The 20,021-nt window shown below is 37.5% G+C and carries 17 protein-coding genes; 6 read left to right on the plus strand and 11 right to left on the minus strand.

Features of this window, described 5'->3' with window-relative positions:
- Positions 1-86: 86 nt before the first annotated feature.
- From IQ215_RS00135 to IQ215_RS00155, 5 genes are all read right to left on the minus strand, one after another.
- Positions 87-356, minus strand: a complete 270-nt coding sequence (locus IQ215_RS00135; RefSeq protein ID WP_193799298.1) for a helix-turn-helix domain-containing protein — start codon at positions 354-356, stop codon at positions 87-89.
- A gap of 104 nt (positions 357-460) precedes the next feature.
- Positions 461-1,495: a hypothetical protein gene (locus IQ215_RS00140; RefSeq protein ID WP_193799299.1), complete on the minus strand. Its 1,035-nt coding sequence runs from the start codon at positions 1,493-1,495 to the stop codon at positions 461-463.
- 377 nt (positions 1,496-1,872) lie between these two features.
- Entirely contained in the window at positions 1,873-3,174 is a 1,302-nt protein-coding gene (gene hemL, locus IQ215_RS00145; RefSeq protein WP_193799300.1) for a glutamate-1-semialdehyde 2,1-aminomutase, read from the minus strand.
- Between the two features lie 85 nt (positions 3,175-3,259).
- Positions 3,260-5,107 carry an ABC transporter ATP-binding protein gene (locus tag IQ215_RS00150; protein ID WP_193799301.1) on the minus strand — a complete coding sequence of 616 codons (1,848 nt, stop codon included), beginning with the start codon at positions 5,105-5,107 and terminating at the stop codon, positions 3,260-3,262.
- Positions 5,108-5,147: 40 nt separating this feature from the next.
- Complete coding sequence (locus IQ215_RS00155) at positions 5,148-6,347, minus strand: glycosyltransferase (protein WP_206688460.1); 1,200 nt, start codon at positions 6,345-6,347, stop codon at positions 5,148-5,150.
- A 101-nt stretch (positions 6,348-6,448) separates the two neighbouring features.
- Between IQ215_RS00155 and gloB the strand changes: the two genes are divergently transcribed.
- The 3 genes from gloB to rsmD all read left to right on the plus strand — a co-directional run bounded on the left by gloB (position 6,449) and on the right by rsmD (position 9,368).
- Complete coding sequence (gloB, locus tag IQ215_RS00160; RefSeq protein WP_193799302.1) at positions 6,449-7,222, plus strand: hydroxyacylglutathione hydrolase; 774 nt, start codon at positions 6,449-6,451, stop codon at positions 7,220-7,222.
- Between the two features lie 161 nt (positions 7,223-7,383).
- Positions 7,384-8,799: an LCP family protein gene (locus IQ215_RS00165; RefSeq protein WP_193799303.1), complete on the plus strand. Its 1,416-nt coding sequence runs from the start codon at positions 7,384-7,386 to the stop codon at positions 8,797-8,799.
- A 23-nt stretch (positions 8,800-8,822) separates the two neighbouring features.
- Positions 8,823-9,368 (plus strand): 16S rRNA (guanine(966)-N(2))-methyltransferase RsmD, encoded by a 546-nt coding sequence (rsmD, locus tag IQ215_RS00170; protein ID WP_193799304.1) that lies wholly within the window; start codon positions 8,823-8,825, stop codon positions 9,366-9,368.
- A 272-nt stretch (positions 9,369-9,640) separates the two neighbouring features.
- On the opposite strand, the gene IQ215_RS00175 is transcribed toward rsmD, so the two are convergent.
- The 3 genes from IQ215_RS00175 to IQ215_RS00185 form a co-directional block, all read right to left on the minus strand.
- Positions 9,641-10,345, minus strand: coding sequence for a pirin family protein (locus IQ215_RS00175; protein WP_193799305.1), 705 nt, complete (start codon positions 10,343-10,345; stop codon positions 9,641-9,643).
- Between the two features lie 262 nt (positions 10,346-10,607).
- Complete coding sequence (locus IQ215_RS00180) at positions 10,608-10,868, minus strand: hypothetical protein (protein ID WP_193799306.1); 261 nt, start codon at positions 10,866-10,868, stop codon at positions 10,608-10,610.
- A 236-nt stretch (positions 10,869-11,104) separates the two neighbouring features.
- Positions 11,105-12,601: an AAA family ATPase gene (locus IQ215_RS00185; protein WP_193799307.1), complete on the minus strand. Its 1,497-nt coding sequence runs from the start codon at positions 12,599-12,601 to the stop codon at positions 11,105-11,107.
- 89 nt (positions 12,602-12,690) lie between these two features.
- Here IQ215_RS00185 and IQ215_RS00190 point away from each other — a divergent pair, with 89 nt between their 5' ends.
- On the plus strand, positions 12,691-13,404 hold the full coding sequence (locus IQ215_RS00190) for a cytochrome b/b6 domain-containing protein (protein ID WP_193799308.1): 714 nt from the start codon (positions 12,691-12,693) through the stop codon (positions 13,402-13,404).
- Positions 13,405-13,416: 12 nt separating this feature from the next.
- Here the strand turns inward: IQ215_RS00190 and IQ215_RS00195 are convergent, their stop codons facing one another.
- The 3 genes from IQ215_RS00195 to IQ215_RS00205 all read right to left on the minus strand — a co-directional run bounded on the left by IQ215_RS00195 (position 13,417) and on the right by IQ215_RS00205 (position 17,325).
- A complete protein-coding gene (locus tag IQ215_RS00195; RefSeq protein WP_193799309.1) occupies positions 13,417-15,075 on the minus strand; it encodes a ShlB/FhaC/HecB family hemolysin secretion/activation protein in 1,659 nt (552 codons plus the stop codon).
- A gap of 55 nt (positions 15,076-15,130) precedes the next feature.
- Positions 15,131-16,591, minus strand: a complete 1,461-nt coding sequence (locus IQ215_RS00200) for a sodium/glutamate symporter (RefSeq protein WP_193799310.1) — start codon at positions 16,589-16,591, stop codon at positions 15,131-15,133.
- A gap of 140 nt (positions 16,592-16,731) precedes the next feature.
- Entirely contained in the window at positions 16,732-17,325 is a 594-nt protein-coding gene (locus tag IQ215_RS00205) for a DUF4340 domain-containing protein (RefSeq protein ID WP_193799311.1), read from the minus strand.
- Between the two features lie 266 nt (positions 17,326-17,591).
- On the opposite strand from IQ215_RS00205, the gene IQ215_RS00210 reads away from it, so the two are divergent.
- Both IQ215_RS00210 and IQ215_RS00215 read left to right on the plus strand, forming a co-directional pair.
- A complete protein-coding gene (locus IQ215_RS00210; protein ID WP_193799312.1) occupies positions 17,592-18,257 on the plus strand; it encodes a DUF2834 domain-containing protein in 666 nt (221 codons plus the stop codon).
- Positions 18,258-18,413: 156 nt separating this feature from the next.
- Entirely contained in the window at positions 18,414-20,021 is a 1,608-nt protein-coding gene (locus tag IQ215_RS00215; protein WP_193799313.1) for a B12-binding domain-containing radical SAM protein, read from the plus strand.

Genomic DNA, 20,021 nt, shown 5'->3' on the forward strand with positions numbered 1-20,021 from the left:
TTTATAAAAATAGTAAAATGTAAAAAGTTTATTTAGAATTTTTAATTATCTCTAAAAATAGACTAAAAGTATAAGATTAAGTAATATTATTCAGTGGGTATATGCTCAGGTAAAGTACAACAATTGACCTCATCAAGACAAATTTTGCCCCATTTGAGCGCCCAACGAACTAACTCAACACGATTATCAGTTTTAGTTTTAGTTAAAATATTACTAATATGATTATCAACAGTTCTTTTACTAATTTCTAGTTTATCGGCAATATCGTTATTGGTTAAGCCGGTGGCCACCAGCTCCAAAATCTCTAATTCTCTTTGGGATAAACTATTATTGTCGGTATTTTTACCACTCGCCATATTCTTCTGCTTTGCTTAAATTAATACATAAATATTTACCTATGGTTATTGTAACGAAAACTTATCATTAATAAAACATATAATATTTCGAGGGGTAAAGTCGATTATTCCTCCGTCATCACCCTTAGGCGAACTAATTTTTCTCCCCCTTCATCGAGTTTTACTTCTATTACTTCACTGGTTAATCTTTCTAAACAAGTAAGGAGCGATCGCAAATTAGGACTACTCGAACCAGTTTCCACATAAAGGCGATCGGAAATACTACCAACCTTTTTCCAGAGGGTATATAGTTTTGCTACATTTTGTTCTAAATTACTGGCTTGTTTCACCAAATCAGCGGTAATACTAAGACAATCAAGGCGCATAGCCTCATCAAGCGCCATTTCTAAATCAATGGGAGAATCTCGGAGGGTTTCCACTTGGGATGCAGAATCGATATATTTGGCTAAACTTTTGGCGGTGGAGGTCATTTTTTTGACGGTGTCGATGTCGGGGTTTGCCTCTACTTCCTTTTTAATATCGTCAATTTGTTCGTCCGATAATTTTTCCATCTCTTTGACGAGGGGGGCAAGGTGGCGGGGTGGTAAAGAGCCATCTACGGCTTTTTCCTTGACATTATCGGGCAAAAAGTCCGAATTCATAGCGGTATATTCATCAGTCAGTTGCTTTACTTCTCGGCGTGTGATGCGATCGCCATTTTGAGCCGCCTCACTAACTAACTTTTGTACTTCTGGTTCAGCTTTAGCGGTTTCAATGAAAGCTCGTTTACTAAAATTTTGAATGGCATCAGGTTCTAAATTTCCTTCTGCTAAAAGGGTATCAGCGCTATTAGCCAATTGAATGAGGGCATAGGCTTGGCTTTTACTGATTTCCCTATTTTTGAGCCAATTAAGAAAACCTGCTCCCCTATTTTCTCCACCAAATTTCTCTCTATCCCTTACAGCTCTTAGGATTCTACCACGCCATATATCGGTTTGTAAGTCGAAGCGATCGCACACTTTCCAAACATCATCAACCTTTTGTTGGAAGTCATGTTCAGCAATTTCTTCATCTTCAGGATCTGGTAATTCAAATTCCAAATCCACAGGCATCGTTAACGCTTCGGCAATCTCCACCGTAGAGGGAGCAACTTCGACCATTTTCTAAAATTTCCTAACCTTGTAATCGTAATTTTCGCACTCCTATTAAAATATCATTTTTTGGATTATTAATTAACTTCAATTAGGGATAATAGTTGTCAGAATGGGGGGGATGGGAGATGGGGAGTAAGGGAGATGGGGAGTAAGGGAGATGAGGAGTAAAGGAGATGGGGAGTAAGATTGATAATAGTTCAATTTATTGAACGATAAACAGTTAGCCTTATAATTCATTGCAAGGGGAGTGATGATATATTTCTAAATCGAATTTGGTATTAGGTACTAGGTCATAATTTATTAATTGTCCATTGTTAATTAAGGTGCGCTGTGGAAAAGCAAAAGCCCCTCTCCCATGGGAAAGGGGTTAGGGTGAGGATAAATTAGACTTCTTTTAACACTTCTGCGGCGGCTTTAATGGTAGCTTCAATATCTTCTTCCGTATGAGCTAGAGAAGTAAAACCAGCCTCAAATTGAGAAGGAGCTAGATAAACACCTTTTTCGAGCATTCCTCGGTGGAAACGACCAAATTTAGCAGTATCTGCTTTTTTAGCATCATCATAATTATGCACAGGAGTATCAGAAAAGAACATCCCAAACATACCGCTAATATTACCACCATTTACCTGATGTCCTGCTTTACGGGCTACATCTAATAACCCAGTAATTAACTGATTGGTGATTTTTTCTAAATACTCATAGCTACCTGGTTTTTGTAACAATTCAAGGGTTTTAATCCCTGCCATCATCGCCAAAGGATTACCAGATAAAGTTCCAGCTTGATACATGGGCCCTGCGGGGGCTACCATGGACATAATTTCTTTTTTACCACCGTAAGCGCCTACGGGTAAACCACCACCGATTACTTTACCTAGGGTAGTTAAATCAGGAGTAACGCCAAATTTTTCTTGTACTCCACCATAGGCAATACGGAAACCTGTCATTACTTCATCAAATACCAAAAGAGCGTCATTTTCTTCGGTGATAACTCTTAAGCCTTCTAAAAATCCTGCATCGGGAGGCACAAACCCAGCATTACCTACCACGGGTTCAAGGATTACCCCGGCAATTTCTCCTTTATTGTCTTCAAATAGTTTCTTAACGGCTTCTAAGTCGTTGTAAGGGGCAGTTAAGGTGTCGGAGGTGACGTTTTTAGGTACTCCGGGGGAGTCGGGTAAACCAAGGGTAGCAACCCCTGAACCTGCTTGAACAAGGAACATATCTCCATGACCATGGTAACAGCCCTCAAATTTAATAATTTTATTTCTTTGGGTATAGGCGCGCATTAGGCGTAATACAGATAAACAGGCTTCTGTGCCAGAGTTAACAAATCTAACCATTTCGATGCTGGGTACGGCTTCGATCACCATTTCAGCGAGGACATTTTCTAATAGACAAGGAGCGCCAAAACTTGTGCCTTTTTCTAATACTTCCTTGAGGGCGCTTAATACTTCGGGATGGGCATGGCCACAAATGGCAGGGCCCCAACTACCTACATAATCAATATATTTATTATTATCTACGTCCCAAATATATGCTCCGTTTACTCTATCGAATACGATGGGTTGTCCACCCACGGATTTAAATGCTCTTACTGGGGAATTTACTCCCCCCGGCATCAGTTTTTGAGCTTGAGCAAAAATTTCTTCTGATTTTGTGGTTGTAAATGATGTTGTAGTAACCAATGTTATCTCCTTAGCTTTTATGTTCTGATTTCTTATAATCGATCTATTTTACCGAACTATTTGTCTCTAGGTTATGGATTTGGTTTTACCATGGGTTATGGATTTGGTTTTCTTTTTCTAGTTCATTGTCCATGATGGGGATGGTGTTGTTAAATTGCAATGAGTGTAGTTTTGCGTAATAGCCTTTTTTGGCTAGTAATTCTTGGTGAGTGCCAATTTCTACGATTTCTCCTTTTTCTAGGGCGACGATTTGATCGGCATCGTAGATGGTAGAAAGTCGATGGGCAATTACTAGGGTTGTTCTATCTTTTGAGAGGGTGTTTAAGGCATCTTGGACTATTTTTTCTGATACGGTGTCAAGGGCGCTGGTGGCTTCGTCTAGGAGTAGGATTTGTGGATCTCTTAATAGGGCACGGGCGATCGCAATTCGCTGTTTTTGTCCCCCTGAAAGGAGTACGCCGCGATCGCCTATTTCCGTTTCCAACTGCCGGGGTAAATCCATAACAAAATTATAGGCATTAGCTTGTTTTAGGGCATTAATCAAATCTTCCTCACTCACGTTATTCATACCATAACAAACGTTAAAACGTACTGTGTTATTGAATAAGAAAGTATCTTGACTGACGATCGCCATTTTATCCCGCACACTCTTAAGATTATATTCCCGATAATCAATACCATCAATGAGAATTTCACCCTCAGAAGGATCATAGAATCTGACAAATAAATCACCCAAAGTCGATTTTCCTGAACCTGAAGAACCTACCAAGGCAGTTACCTTACCCTTAGGAATTAACAAATTAATATCCCTCAAGACCAAATTATCATGGGCAGGATAATGGAAATTAAGATTATTCAATTCAAAACCCTTTTGTAGAGAAGAAAACTCCACATCCCCTTGGGGTAAAAACGGCTTATCCGATTTATCCAAAAAAGCGTGAATAACTTCCACACTACTAGACTGATTGGCAAACGCATTTCTTTTATTATCAATTTGAGCTACCAAAGGCACAGCCCGAAATAACAATATTAAAAATGTCAAAAGTAAAGGAACTAAAGTGGCCGCATCCTCCTGAAAGGTTAGTTTACCAATGATGACAATCCCTAAAATAATACAGATACCACCAATCTCATTTAACGGTTGAATAAAAACATTATTATATTGAACTTTCAGGGCAGCTTCTTCCCTTGCGTGAATCAGATCAACTAAATTTTGATACTCATTATCTTCCTGACTAACGGATTTAACTAATCTAATACCACTCAAAGTTTCTACTAATTTTTGAGTGTATGTCCTAGCAATTCTCCTTTGCTCACGACCTAATTCTTTCGATCTTCTGACAAAAATTTGATTACTACGGCTCAATAAAAATAATAACGCCCCTGTAATTAAAGTTAACTGCCAAGAAATGGTGAACAAAATAGCGGTAAAGGTGAGTAAATTAAATCCAATACTCATCATTCCAATGGCTGTATTAATAGAAGTGGCAGTTCTACTACATTCAGTTTCTAAATAGCTCATTAAAGTACCAGTTTTGGTGCGCTGGAAAAAATCTAAATCCACCGCCATCACAATTTTAAATAAATCATCTCGGATACTGTTAGCTAATCGTTTTGTTAACCATGAACTTGATAAACTATTCAGAACATTATTGATATTTTTGAGAATAATAATAAGAATAATAGTTGATAACATTAACCCTACTCTCATATTCCCTGAAAAACTATCAAAAAAAGAAAAAGGTTGACTTAATATAGGGGGAAAATTATTAATATCCAATAATGTGGGATCAAGAATAGAAAGAACAATGGGAATAATTAGGGTAATCCCAATACTATTAAAAAAAGCTCCTGAAAAACCAAAAAAAAGACTTAATAAAATCCACCAACGAAAGCGGAGGGCATATTGTAATAATAATTTATTATGATTCATTCTAATAACTAGATATACTGTGGATTTATCAACTCGACAATTATTTTTTGAGAGGCAAGGATGCAATCACTTGATCTAACATGAAGACCATTTGTTCTTGGCTATAGTATTTAAAGTAACGTTCCCTAGCTTTTAGTCCTTTATCAATGGCTGTTTGATACCCTTGGAAGATAGTTTTTATTCCTTGGGCTAAATCCTCTGGGGATTGAGGATTAACCAAATAACCCGTATCTTGTAAAACCTCGGGAATATCACCTACCCTAGTGGCTAAAATAGGTTTTGCCATGGCCATAGCGTCGGTTAATTTCAAGGGAAATTGGGCTATGGTTTCGGGGGTTTTGCGTTGGGGAATTACCATTACATCGGCACAAGAGATTATTTCGGGCATCTGCTCAAAGGGTTGGGGGGGAATAGATATAATCCATTTTGACCATCTCTCTTGTAGATACTTGTCATAATCATCGTAAGGACTTCCACCAACGATAACAAGTTTGAGATCTTCCCACTGCAACAAGTCCATGGCCTCTAATAAGTCTTCTAATCCTTTGTAGGGGCGAGGGGCGCCGGGGAACATTAATACTCGATAGTTTTCTAGTCCATATTTTCTTTTACAAGTGATAGGATCAAATTTACTAGGATTGAATAGTTCTAAGTCTTTTCCTTGGGGAATATAAACCCCTCCAAATTTTTTTTGTAGGAAAGTGTTATGGGTGGTAACCGCATCGGCGTAGGAAATAAATTTTTCGAGCCAACGAAGATAAAGGGGATGATCGGGATACCTCAATGCTCCGTCTTCTTTGACAATTTCTTTGATAAATTTGATGGGTTTAAAACCAAATTTCCATTTATCTCCTCCAAACCAACTCATTTCCCAGTCGTCGATGTCTAAGATGAGAGGACAACCGGAGGTTAATTTCTTGATTATGGCTAGACCAAAACTGGTGGTTTTTGGTTTAATGGCGTAAAGAATATCACCGTCAATTTGACTTATTAGTTCTTTACTGGCATCGATAATACCTGAGTGGTATTCAGAGGGTATGTAAACTATGGGAATATCTTTGGAAAATTGGGGAGTTTGTACACCAAATCCGAGACCAAATATTTTTACTTGATGTCCCATTTTTTGCAGGGCTTTGGCAAGGAGAAAGGGACGCACAGCACCGCCCCAGCGCCCCGAGCCACTGGAGGATAAATCACTGACGATAATGGATATTTTGAGGGAATGTTTGTTGGTATTCAAAACAATCTTAGTAGTGGGTTAATGGGTTCACGGGTATAATGACAAGTTAAGTTTTATTTCGTAATGTTATTTTATCTATAGATTTTAGTCAATTGTTAATTATGGATATTATTAGAATTCCCGTTTTATCGGACAATTATATCTTTGTTTTATACGATCGCACTTTAAACCAAGCGGCAGTGGTTGATCCGGCGGAGGCACAACCTGTTTTAAAATGTCTTGAAGAACTTGGGGTGCAGTTAGTGGCAATTTTTAACACCCACCATCATGGGGATCATGTGGGGGGTAACAAGGAGTTACTAGAGGCTTTTCCTGAGGCGATTGTTTATGGTGGGGAAGTGGATAGGGGTAGAATTCCTAGGCAACAGTTTTTTTTAAAAGAAGGAGATACGGTCGAATTTGCCGGGAGAAAAGGGGAGGTCTTTTTTGTACCTGGTCACACGAAAGCCCATATAGCCTACTATTTTGCTCCCGATGAAAAAAATGAGGTGGGGGAGCTTTTCTGCGGTGATACGCTCTTTGCTGGGGGCTGTGGACGGTTATTTGAGGGGACTCCCGCCCAGATGGTGAACTCTTTGAGTAAGTTTCGTGCTTTGCCAGATAATACTAGGGTATGGTGCGCCCATGAATATACCCTCAGTAATTTAAAGTTTGCTATTACCGTAGATGGTAACAATTTAGACCTTATGAAGCGCTATGGGGAGGTTAAAATGGCACGGGACAATGATCAACCTACCATACCGACTTTTATTGGTTTAGAGAAAAAGACTAATCCTTTCATGCGGTGGGATAGTGAGCAGATTAAATCTGCCATGGGTTTTGAAGAACCTAGTCGGGTGTTTGGTCGTCTGCGGGGTATGAAGGATAATTTTTAGAATTCTTACTCATTTTGCAGTCCTATTGCCTATCATTTAAGAGGTTGTTTGTGAATGTGTGATCAGTTTTTGTTTATCATATTCGTTAATTGAAAAAAGAAGGGTAGGGCTTCCTATTCTTTTGCCTAATTATTTTTATATTTCTTTTGTGGGGAGTTTTAATGTCTGTCAGTAAAGTAAATTATCGTCCCAAAAAAGGGGGAACAAGGAAAACACAACCTCCCAAAAAGGGTTCTAAGGTCAATTGGCTTTTAATGGGTTTTGGTTTAAGTGCGATCGCCTCTTTATCCACTGCCATAGGAGCTTTACTAGCCCTATCTTTTACCCAAACCCCCCTCGCCCAAGTTAACCTCACCGCCGAGGAAGAGGCGGTTTTTAATCAGGAGGAAACTTTAAGTTACAGTAGTTTAAATGTTCCTCAATTACGCAGACCTATTAATATTTTAGTGTTGGGCATCAAATCCTTAAGCACGGATATTCCCGATTATCCAGAAACAAACCTCGGTTATCATCCTCTGGTTAATTCGTTCCAGGGGCGATCGGATAGTATGATGTTACTCAGACTAGACCCACAAAAAGATGAAGTAACGGTATTATCTATCCCCCGTGATACTAGAACCCTAGTGCAAGGGGTGGGCATAACCAAGATTAATGATGCTAATGCCTACGGTGGGGCATCTTTAGCGGCGGAGTCCGTTAGTGAGCTTCTCAATGGGGTGCAAATTGATCGTTATATTCGCATTAATGTTCAGGGGGTAGAAAAACTCATTGATGCCCTTGGGGGGGTAGATTTTTATGTTCCTAAGGATATGAAATATACTGATCATAGTCAGCGTCTTTATATCGATTTACAGGAAGGGGAGCAACATTTAGACGGACAAAAAGCATTACAACTATTACGTTTTCGTTATGATGCCCTAGGGGATGTGGGTAGGGTGCAACGACAACAAGCCCTCATCAGAGCTTTGAGCGAACAAGCCTTAAGCCCTAAAACCGTTTTACGTATTCCTGAAATTTTGGGTATTATCCGTTCCCATATTGATACTAATTTAGGAACAAATGAACTAATAGCCATGGCTGCTTTTATGGGCCAAAAGACTAGATCGGATTTTCAGATGGTAATGTTACCTGGAGATTTTAATCAACCAGAGGAAGGGCAGTTAAGTTATTGGTTACCGAATCAGAGGGGTATTACAAGGGTGGCTCAAGATATTTTTGGGGTTCAGCCTGATTATTTTTACGCTAGTGATGACCGTGACGAGGCGATCGCCCCTAGTCGTGTTAGGGTTGCCATACAAACCCATGATGGCGATGAAGAAACGGCTCAAAGTGTGGCTAATCGTCTGATAGAATTAGGTTATAACCGAGTTTTTATTAGTACCATTCCCTACAACGAACCCATTAAGGAAACCCGTATCATTGCCCAAGGGGGAAATCCTTCTATGGCTGCGCTTCTGCGCTCTGAGTTGGGCTTAGGGGAAGTTTTAGTAGAAAGCACGGGGATTTTAGGTACTGATGTCACCATTCAGGTAGGTAGTGATTGGACTACGGATAACCAACCATTGACCATTGATTAGGGAAAATTGAATATCAGTTATAGATGCGTATTTACGGTAATAGAGAAATCAAAACCCTTGCGGGGCAAAATACCCGCCCCACTACTTCCAAGGTAAGGGAAGCTATTTTTAATATTTGGCAACATAAAATTAATGGTTCTCGGTGGCTCGATTTATGTGCGGGAAATGGTACTATGGGCGCTGAAGCCCTTTGTCGTGGTGCTATTAAAGCCGTGGCGATCGAAAAATCTCCCCGCGCCTGTCAAATCATTCGGGAAAATTGGCAAAAAATCGCCCATAACAATCAAGAGGCGATCGTTCTCAAAGGAGATATTTTAAAAAGATTAAAAGGATTACAAGGACAACAATTTGACCTTATTTATCTTGATCCCCCCTACCATTTAAACCTTTATAATCCCACTTTACAAGCTATCTTTGACTACGATTTATTATCCTCCCATGGAGAAATAGCTACGGAATTTGCTCCCAAAAAATCCCCCGTAATAATTACCGATAAATGGCAACTATTACAAGAGAAATTTTATGGTAATACTAATATTAATTTTTACGGTAAGTTACCCACTAATTAACTATAATAGTCTTGCTTAAATTCATTAAAAATTTGTACAAAACGAATATACATAGATTTATTTACCAATAGTTATTAGTATGATTTAGTTTAGAGGTTTAAGATTTAAAACCCATTAATCGATCATGATTATCCATTATTCAGCGCACCCTAATTGACTTAATTTTAGATTAACATTTTTAGTGTTTTAAAGGTGTCAATAATTAACAATAGATAATCAATAAAGTATGCCTAAAACCTAAACTTATTGATAACTATCATAGAGAATTGAGTTTAATTTAAAAAATGAAATAATAAAAATTCACTCTCATTTTGATTACCCTTAATAGTTAATAAATCTTCCTCCCGAATAGCTACCCCGTCTCCAGCATTAAGAGTGTTATTATTAAAATCTAATTGTCCTTTTACTAACTGAATCCAAGCATAATCATTGCTACCCAAAGAATAATTTATTTCTTCATTTTCCCCTAAAATAGAAGACCAGATGTTAACATTTTGATGAATTTTTAAAGAATTATTTTCACCATCAGGAGAAACTAATAAACATAATTTTCCTCTTTTTTCCTCCTCAGAAAAAATCTTTTGTTCGTAGCTAGGCTCTAAATTTTGTTGATTGGGTAAAATCCAAATTTGTAACAAATGCACTTCATTTTGACTAGAATGATTAAATTCACTATGACGAATACCCGTACCAGCGCTCATTCTTTGTACTTCTCCCCTAGAAATGGTTTCACCATTACCGATACTATCTTTATGCTCTAATTCTCCCTCAATGACATAGGTGACAATTTCCATATCTCGGTGTCCATGAGTACCAAAACCCCCAGCGGGAGCGATTTTGTCTTCATTAATAACTAAAAGATTACCAAATCCTGTATATTGAGGATCATAATAACTACCAAAAGAAAAAGTATGTTTTGTATTTAACCAATCAAATAAAACATGACCTCTTTGGGCTGATGGACGTATTGTAATCATTATTTTTTCTTTACAATTTATCTGGGTTAGATGATATTGAGCTTATTTTTTGTAATACTGTTATATCTCTGAACTTCCTTCAGATTCCAATAATTATAACATTCAAAAAATAACCAATATTGTTCGTTTATTATCACCTATAATTTCTGGGTAACCGCCATTATTTTAGTTGACAAAAGCTAATAACCAGCGCACCTTAATTGTTAAATAGAATTTAAAATAATAATCCAAAAAATACGCAAATATTACTAATTTTAAAACCCTATTTACGTTCTGAAATTATGAGAGAAATGGGGATAAAACTTTCCCACGGTAATAAAATTGGTTGTTTCTTAAAAATTAACTGTCCATTATAGGTTTTTTTATCAATGGCAACTCCGATGGGCTGAGAATCAAGGGTTATATGGAATTTACAATAAGTTTCATAAATTTCTCTCGCCGCCCTTAACATTGTAGGATCTAAAATTTGAGGAATACTATTTAAAACTTTTTGAGAAAGATTATTTTTATTGGGTATAGCCATAGTTTTTATATAGAAATATATATATGATGTTAAGTTCTTTTAGTTATTTATCAATAAACTCCATGGGGTTTTTGTACACTTTTTAAAGTCAATCAAAATTATCAATTGGTTAATGGTCAATAAGAGTAAAAACTTAATATAAATAATAAGTAAGCTAACGCTAAAATATATTTTACTTATATATGACCAAAAAAGATCTTTTTTATCTGACTATGACAACCCTTGAGAAATAATTATTAATTATCCATTTTTAACTGGTAATTTCGAGAAGCTAAACGGGCTTTTCCCGATGATGCCCATTGTTCAAGAAAGGCAATTTGTTCTCGGGCAGTACGGGCTAGGGGTATAATTTGACTGGCGGCCATGAGAATGTCATCGGTGCTAAAGTCTCGATTTTGACTAAAGCCGAGGTGCATGGCTTCGATAATAGTTTGTTCGATTTCTGCCCCAGAAAATTCCGGGGTTTCGTATGCCAGTCTTTTCATGTCGAATTTTTCAAGGTTATGGGGGCGTAGTCGGTTGAGATGCACCGCAAAAATAGCTTCCCTTTCATCTTGACTTGGTAAACCAACAAAGAATATTTCGTCAAACCGTCCTTTTCTTAAAACTTCTGCTGGTAAATTTTGAATATTATTGGCGGTAGCCACCACAAAAACAGGGCTTTTTTTCTCTGCTAACCAAGTGATAAATGTGCCGAATACTCGGCTAGTAGTGCCTGAGTCGCCTCTACCATCAGCGCCCGAGAATCCTTTATCAATTTCATCAATCCAGAGAATACAAGGGGAAAGGGCTTCGGCTAGGTTAATCATTTGCCTTGTGCGCGATTCCGATTCCCCCACCAAACCGCCAAAAAGTCTGCCTACGTCTAGCCTGAGAAGGGGTAAATGCCAGTGATGGGCGATCGCCTTTGCGGTGAGAGATTTCCCTGTGCCTTGAATACCAACGAGTAGAAGCCCCCGAGGGTAGGGCAATCCGTAAGCCCTAGCGGATTCAGAAAATGATCCGCCCCTTCTGAGTAACCATTCTTTGAGGTTATCCAAACCACCAATATCGGATATTTGTTCTTGGGCTGGGTAGTAGTCGAGGATTTGGGTTTGACGTATGGACTGTTTTTTCTCCTCTAAGATGAGTTCTACGTCTTCGGCTTCTAATTTGCCATTTTGGGCGATCGCCCTTGTTAACACCCTTCTGATGCGTTCTAGGGATAATCCTTGGGCTGCCCTAACTAATTCGGTTAAAAGTTCATCATCCAACGATTGCCCTACCATCAAACGCTCAATTTCTTCTTTGATTTCTGTGGCTTGGGGTAAAGGAAAATCGACTACGGTAAAAACTTCCCTTAACTCGGCTGGGAGGTTGACTTCTGAGGCAATGATAACAATATTTTTTGGTTGGGCTTTCAGTTTTCGAGCAAGGTTACGCAGTTTACGGGAGATGGAAATATCTTCTAAAAATCTTTGAAAGTCTCGCAAGATAAATACTCCCCCCGTATTAGGGGGCAATTTTTCCAGAAACTCCAACGCTTGAAGGGGGTTACGTCTGCCAAAATTGGTATTATTAGGATTATCTTGATAACCGTCCACAAAATCCCAGATATAAGTATGACGATTGCCCATGGTTTCGGTGATAGATGCGATCGCCTTTTCTACCCTTTCTTCTTCGCTGCTAGAAATGTAAATAAGGGGGTAACAGGCTCTTAATAATAGGGAAAATTCTCGGTTAAATTCTTTCATTCCAGATTTTGACCAATGTTGGATTAAATATTCTTCGCACTTTTACTAATTTATCATGACAGAATTATAAATATTATTGATTACCACTTATGAACAAAAAACAATCAATTCTTTATCAACCCTTATTATTAAGAATATTCCATAACTTTCAAGCCATATTTACTATCTTAGCGATGGTGACAGCTTTTTGGACATACAATACCTACGATGGCCGATGGGGAAAAGTTAATTTTCTTCCTGATTGGAATGCCATTGAGGGTATCCATGGAACTTTTGGTTTATGGAGTTTATTATTATTTCCTGTTTTTACCATTTATGTTATTCATCGTGGGCAAACAAAATTAATTCAAACAAATACCCCTAACCAACTAAAATTATTTAATAAACCCATCTGGTGGTATTCTCTCCATAGAATTGTCAATACCCTTAGTATTTTTAGTTTAGTATTTGCGGTTTTTAGTGGCAAAATGATGGATGAAAAGTGGTTACCTCAAGGGGAATTAAATCATATTTGGTATTACTTACATTTGATTTCGTTATTAATAATAACTTTAACCCTCGCTCTACATTTATTAATGAGTGTAAAAATAGGCGGTTATCCTCTCCTTTTATCCATGGTTAATTTACGGGTAAGGGATAAGGATAGTTGGCGATTATGGAAGAAAAATATTATTAATAATTCCCCTCAATATAAAGAAATAATTATCAAAGAATGGGCAAAATTAGCTCCCCATTTTAAGTTTTTAGAAATGGTGATTTTATTATCTATTCTTGGGGCTTGGTTATTTTCTTTTATTAAATAAATTGTTGTCAAATTAAAAATTATACCTCATGTTAAAATGAAGACCATCATCTTGAATATTATCAGTACGATCGCCCAAATTTACCAACGGGGGTGCATAATCAAGACGAAAATAAATATTTTGTTTTGGTTGCCAAATCAACCCCATACCAAGAGATGCAAGGAAATTTTGCGAAGGTAAAAAATTAGGATTACTCGACACATTCCACACTGCCCCCATATCAAAAAAAGGCACTAATTGTAATACCGACTCCTGCGCCTCATTGCGTGAAATAGTGATTCTATCTTCAATGGAAAAACGAAAACCATTATCTCCTGATCTCGCATTTTGCCGATAACCCCGTAAAGATTGACCCCCACCAATGCTAAACTGTTCCGAGGGTAAAAGGGCATCCCCCGTTAACTGTACATCCCCTTGAATAATCAAAAAATGATCTCGCCCCAATAGTTGCACCCTTTGCACCTGCCCACTCCAAGCAAAAAAGTAACCGTCAGGATTATTCGGCGCTTCACTGGTGGTAACATCAAATAAGCCCATACCAAGCCTAAATTGCGATCGCACCGCCCACGCCCCAAACTGCTCTCTTTTAACATAGTCTTGCCCAAAAGTCAATACATTCGTCCGAGAAATACCATTTTCATCTGGCCCAATACCGAAAGGAGTAGGCCCTTGAAAAGTAAAAGTTTGCCCCGTGCGATAACTCATCCCCAAAGAAAGGGCAAATTCTGCCAACGGAGTGCGCATCAAAGGTTGACGATAACTCACCTCATAAAACTCACTACTACCACTAATATCCAACACCTCAAACGGGCCACTAACAATGCGATTTCGTTGTAAACTTACCGTTGTATCCAGAGTGCCATTCATGGGATTAAGGGGCGCTGAATAGGCAAAAGTAAGATCATAGGTACTCAAAAACTCCTCAAAACGAGGACGAAACGACACCGAAAAAGCATCCCCAAAACCAAACACATTGCCATGGCGTAAATCAATATCCCCCTGCACATCTCCCACCCTTGGGGGAGAATAATTATTAATAGCCACCGAGCCAGAAAAAGGATTTGCCTCCGTTACCCTCACACTGAGAATGCTTTGCCCAATGCCATCTCCACTTCTCAAACTACCCTCAATATTATCGATTAAAGGATCAGATTTTAATAACTTCAACTGGTCTTCTAATTTATCAGAATTAAAAGGCGTTTTAGTACCAAGGGCAATTCTATCTAGCACATAACCCCTCAATCTTTCCACCCCTTCAATTTCTACTTCCTGAATTTCCCCTTCTATTACCCGAATAATTGCCACCCCATCATCATCTATATTCGCCACAAAAGCCCTTGTAGTCAGATAAGCATCATTGAGATATAACTGAGTAATATCAGCACTAATTTTTTCCAAATCTTCGTTAGTAAATTCTTGATCATCATAGGAATCAATAATTTGGGCAATTTCTCCTCCAAAAATAGAATTACCCTCAATCCTGATACTCGTCGCCACAACTTGATCATTTTCAGACTGAGATAACAAAAAATTTTCTTGATTTAATTCCTCGGAATTGTGACTATTTTCTATTACCTCCAAAGCCAAAACCCTTGGACTTAAACTGAAATTATTTAAGCCTAAATACCCACAGAAACAAGAAGCAATAAAAACCAGTTTAGAATAACCCATATAATTTGACCACAAGGATATTTATAGACAAAATTAATTTTAACTAGATTTTATTTTATCGATTAATCTTTTCTGCAATTCGTGCTTGTTTAGAATCTTTACCAAAAAGGAAAAAACCTAACACCAACCAGATAACAAGTATTACAGTAGTTAATAAAAGAATAGATAAAGAGCCAAACTCATTAATTAAAATAGGTGCGGCAGCCGTAAACAAACCACCTCCCACAATAGGTTCAAAAAACAATTGTTTATAAGCAAAACTTTCAAAAGCACCCGATTTATTCTCAGGATCAACCATTCTTAAAAGTAAAATTCCTGTGGCAGTAACCCCCATAGATTGACCAAAATCACAGATACCACGCTCAAACCAATAGTTAGGAATGATTTTTGGTGCAATAAATATAAAAGCAAAAAGATTCCAAATAATACCAACAATACTTAGTAATAAAAAGGGAACAATATTTGTTCCTAATACTTGTAAAGAAATAGAAGCCAAGGCCGTCACCACCACAATATCAAGGGCTAAACCAGCTAAATTATTCATTAAACGACGATTAATTAATTCTTTTAAGCCAATTCTTTCTAGGGTAATTTGAACAATTATTCCTCCAATTAAAGCCATGGGAAAAAGGGGAATATAATTCATCAACGTTAACCCCGTTGCCCCCCATGTTGCTGATTCAATGAGTTTTAATCCTTCTAAAATTAACCAACCAATACCAATGGCTAAACCTACAAAACCGAAATTTAAAGAAAGAGGATCAATTAATAGATTACGATAGAGTTTAATTCTTTTTAATCTGATTCTTTCTTCTTTTTCTTTAATTTCTGAAGCCGATAAACCTTCGTAGGTGGAAAACTTTTGACCTTCTTTATTAAAGGTTTTTATATGTCCTTTTTTCCTACCCCAACTAGCTAATAATGTTCCTGTGATAATCCCTGAAACGATACCAACGGTGGCTAATCCGAGGGCTAAATCTCCCCCTTCAGGAAAGTTTAAATCAATAAAAGTTTGTTCCATTCCTGCGGCCGTGCCATGCCCCCCCTCAAAGGCAATTTCGATGAGACTACCTACCAAGGGATTCATATTAAATACTGGCACAAGGATTAAAAGAGTAAGTAAAATTCCGATCACATATTGCCCCCATGCCAAGGTTTGCCCAAAGATTACTTGAGGGGCTGCTTTTTTCCAAATTTGCTTGGGATTAGGTATGGATTCCCCCAGAAAAAGGGCGGCAAAGACAACGTTGATAAATACCCCGGGGGATTGTTGCCAAACGGTACGAATGGGCTCACTAAATAAACCCCCTGCAAAAAGGGCATTTTCTCCCCCTAGGTTGGTGATGAGGGCGCCCAATGCTTCTTGCCCCAATATGAGGGCTAAAAATCCTGCTACTACAGATTCTGGAAGGTATAGGGTTTGAATCCAACGGGCTTTTTGTTTTATCCACCTAGCAATTAAAATTAGAATCGATAGGATAACGAAGGCAAAAAGTGCGTCTCTGAGGTTAAACATAATTAGTTGAGATGTAATAGTCAGGTTATATGTACCGAGATGACGCAAGTGGGGAGAAGAAAAATTGTCTATTATGGTTTATGACAATTTATGGTAAGCCAAACACGATAAATATAAGTTTAATTGTACATGGTTCATTGTCAATTGTTTAACTCTTTCCAGTCTTCGTACGGCCTTTCTACGACATATTGAAAACTTTTGGACATGAGAAATATTCCTTCGGATTGGGGGGCAGATGGAGGAAATTTGACTAAACCATAGATTTGGCTGTTGTCGAAGTTACTACCTCCAATGTTAATTTGGTAGGTTTCATCATTATCTAAGGTTATGCTTATTATCGCTTTGGGGGTTTCTAAGCCATATTCGGATAGGTTAGCCTCATCCATGGGAATTTCTGGTTTTTTGGTGGCTTGGGGAAAAAGGTTTAATAAAAAGGAGATGGAGGCATCGTTGGCTTTGACTTGTTCTGGGGCGCTCATTTGCCATGGTTGAACTTCTGCTTGGGTTTTTTCAAAAATCAGGGTTTGACTATTTTCTTGCCTGTCTGGGGGGTCAATGGTGATGGTTTTTATTTGCTCTGTGTCAAAGGAGAAAAGTTTGTTTTCCTGTGGTATTAAATTTTCGTTGTCATTGTTTGTTACATTAGATTGAGGACGAATTTCTACAAGATAAATAACGGAGGCAAGGCTAACAGCAAATATACTTAGTAATATGGTACTGCGATTAAATTTCATATTTTGTCTTGCTGGATTGAGATTTAATTTTAGCTTTATATCATGTTCAGGTAATCAGTTGTAAACAAAAATTGTTTCTCCGGTCTAAATTCTTTAATTTTGAGGAATATTAATGATAATTTTTTCTTTGAAAGTAGTTTGAAGGGGGTAAAAATTTTAATAAATATGATAAATATTAAATCATTTTTTTAGTTCAATTATATATTTTTATGAAATAATTTCTAACATTTTGTCAATTAAAGTGACTTTAATCTTGTTTTTTTATTATGATTAATAAAATTGTTTTTTTTAGTATTTGGATTTTATTTATTGGTTACGGATTTTTATTTGCCCCTCCTGATAATCCTGAGACTATGGATTTAATCATTAATCTTTCTAAAGGTAATTGGGATGGTATCAACCCTTATATTATCAGCTTGTTTAATCTGATGGGAATTTTGCCGATGATTTATGCTTGTTTACTTTTGGTGGATGGTAGGGGGCAAAAATTGATGGTGACTCCTTTTATGGTAGGTAGTTTTTTCCTCGGTGCTTTTTCTCTCTTGCCTTATTTTGCTTTGCGGGAATCTAATACTACTTTTGTGGGGGAAAAGACAATATTTATCAAAATTGTTGAAAGTAAATTAACTGCGATCGCCCTTATAATTGGTACTACTATATTGGTGGTATCAGGAATAAAAGATGGTAACTTTAGTGATTTTGTTTATCAATGGCAACATAGTAAATTTATCCATGTAATGAGCCTTGATTTTTGTCTATTATGTTTACTTTTTCCTGTACTTATTAAAGATGATTTGGTAAGACGTAATATTAATAATCCTGTCCTCAGGGCGATCGCCTTTATTCCCTTATTTGGTACTTTGATATATATGATATTACGCCCCTCTTTATCCACCGATGAAACTCCTAATAATTCTGAAGTCTTAGCATGATAAATCCGTTTATTTAACAAGGGGCTTAAGCCCCTTGCCTAAAACTTTTACCCCTTGCCTGAAATAAATTATATTTCTATAAATTGCCCTCTCAAAAAAATAACTTTATTTAATCATGATTATCAATTATCAACTATCAATTATCAATTAAAAAACATGGATTTATTTTCCTCAGAAAAACTACTTTTTACCCCGACATCTAAAAACCATAACCCCATCTCCCTTATCTACGCCTTTCCCAATGAATATACCGTAGGTATTACTAGCCTTGGTTATCAATTAATTTGGGCAAACTTTAGCACCCGTGAAGATGTAGAAGTAACTCGTCTATTTACCGACATTGAGGAAAAATTACCCCGTCATCCTGAAATATTAGGCTTTTCCTTTTCATGGGAATTAGACTATGTTAATATCCTCGATTTATTAGAAAAATTAAACATACCTATTTATGCCAAAGATAGAACCGAAAATCATCCTTTAGTATTTGGTGGAGGCCCTGTTTTAACAGCTAATCCCGAACCTTTTGCAGAATTTTTTGACGTTATTTTATTAGGAGATGGAGAAAATTTAATTGATAATTTTATAGATAGTTTCCAAGAAATTAGGAATAGTAATAGACAAGAAAAATTAATCCATTTAGCCCAAACCCCCGGTATTTATTGCCCCAATTTATACCATGTAGAATACGAGAATATAACAGGAAAAATCAAATCTATTACCCCCATTGATGAGCGTATTCCTGCGGTGGTGGAAAAACAAACCTATCGAGGCAATGTCTTATCTGCTTCTACGGTGGTAACAGAAAAGGCGGCATGGGAAAATATTTTCATGGTGGAAGTGGTGCGCAGTTGCCCCGAAATGTGTCGTTTTTGTCTGGCAAGTTATCTTACTTTACCATTTCGTACCGCTAGTTTAGAAGGTTCGTTAATTCCTGCCATTGAAAGGGGTTTAAAATATACTAACCGCTTGGGATTATTGGGGGCATCGGTGACACAACATCCCGAATTTGAGGAGTTGTTAAACTATATCATGCAACCAAAATATGATGATGTACGCCTCAGTATTGCCTCCGTGCGCACCAATACGGTGACGGAAAAATTGGCTCAAACCCTTACGAAAAGGGATACTAAGTCCATTACCATCGCCATTGAAAGTGGTTCGGCAAAAATTCGGCAAATGATTAATAAAAAGTTGGAAAATGACGAAATTATCCAAGCCTCTATTAATGCGCAAAAGGGTGGTTTAAGGGCGATTAAGTTTTATGGTATGGTGGGTTTACCCCAAGAGGATAATAGTGATTTGGATGCTACCATTGAGATGATGAGGGCGGTTAAAAAGGCTTCTCCACGGTTAAAAACTACCCTCGGTTGCAGTACATTTGTGCCAAAAGCCCATACTCCTTTCCAATGGTTTGGGGTGAATAAGCAGTCGAAAAAGCGTTTACAGTATTTACAAAAAAATCTGGCAAAGGCAGGGGTAGATTTTCGCCCAGAGAGTTATAATTGGTCTGTAATTCAAGGGTTAATGTCTAGGGGCGATCGCCGCTTAAGTAAGTTGTTATTATTAACTCGTATTTATGGAGATACTCTAGGTAGTTATAAACGAGCATTTAAAGAATTAAAAGGACAACTGCCCAGTTTAGATTATTATGTCCATGAAAATTGGGAGTTAGAACAGGTTTTGCCTTGGAGTCATCTCAAAACCGCCTTACCTGATGAGACTTTAATAAAACACCTACAAATGTCTTTACCCAATAATCTATAG

The sequence above is a fragment of the Cyanobacterium stanieri LEGE 03274 genome (assembly GCF_015207825.1).
Classification (GTDB): Bacteria; Cyanobacteriota; Cyanobacteriia; order Cyanobacteriales; family Cyanobacteriaceae; genus Cyanobacterium; species Cyanobacterium stanieri_B.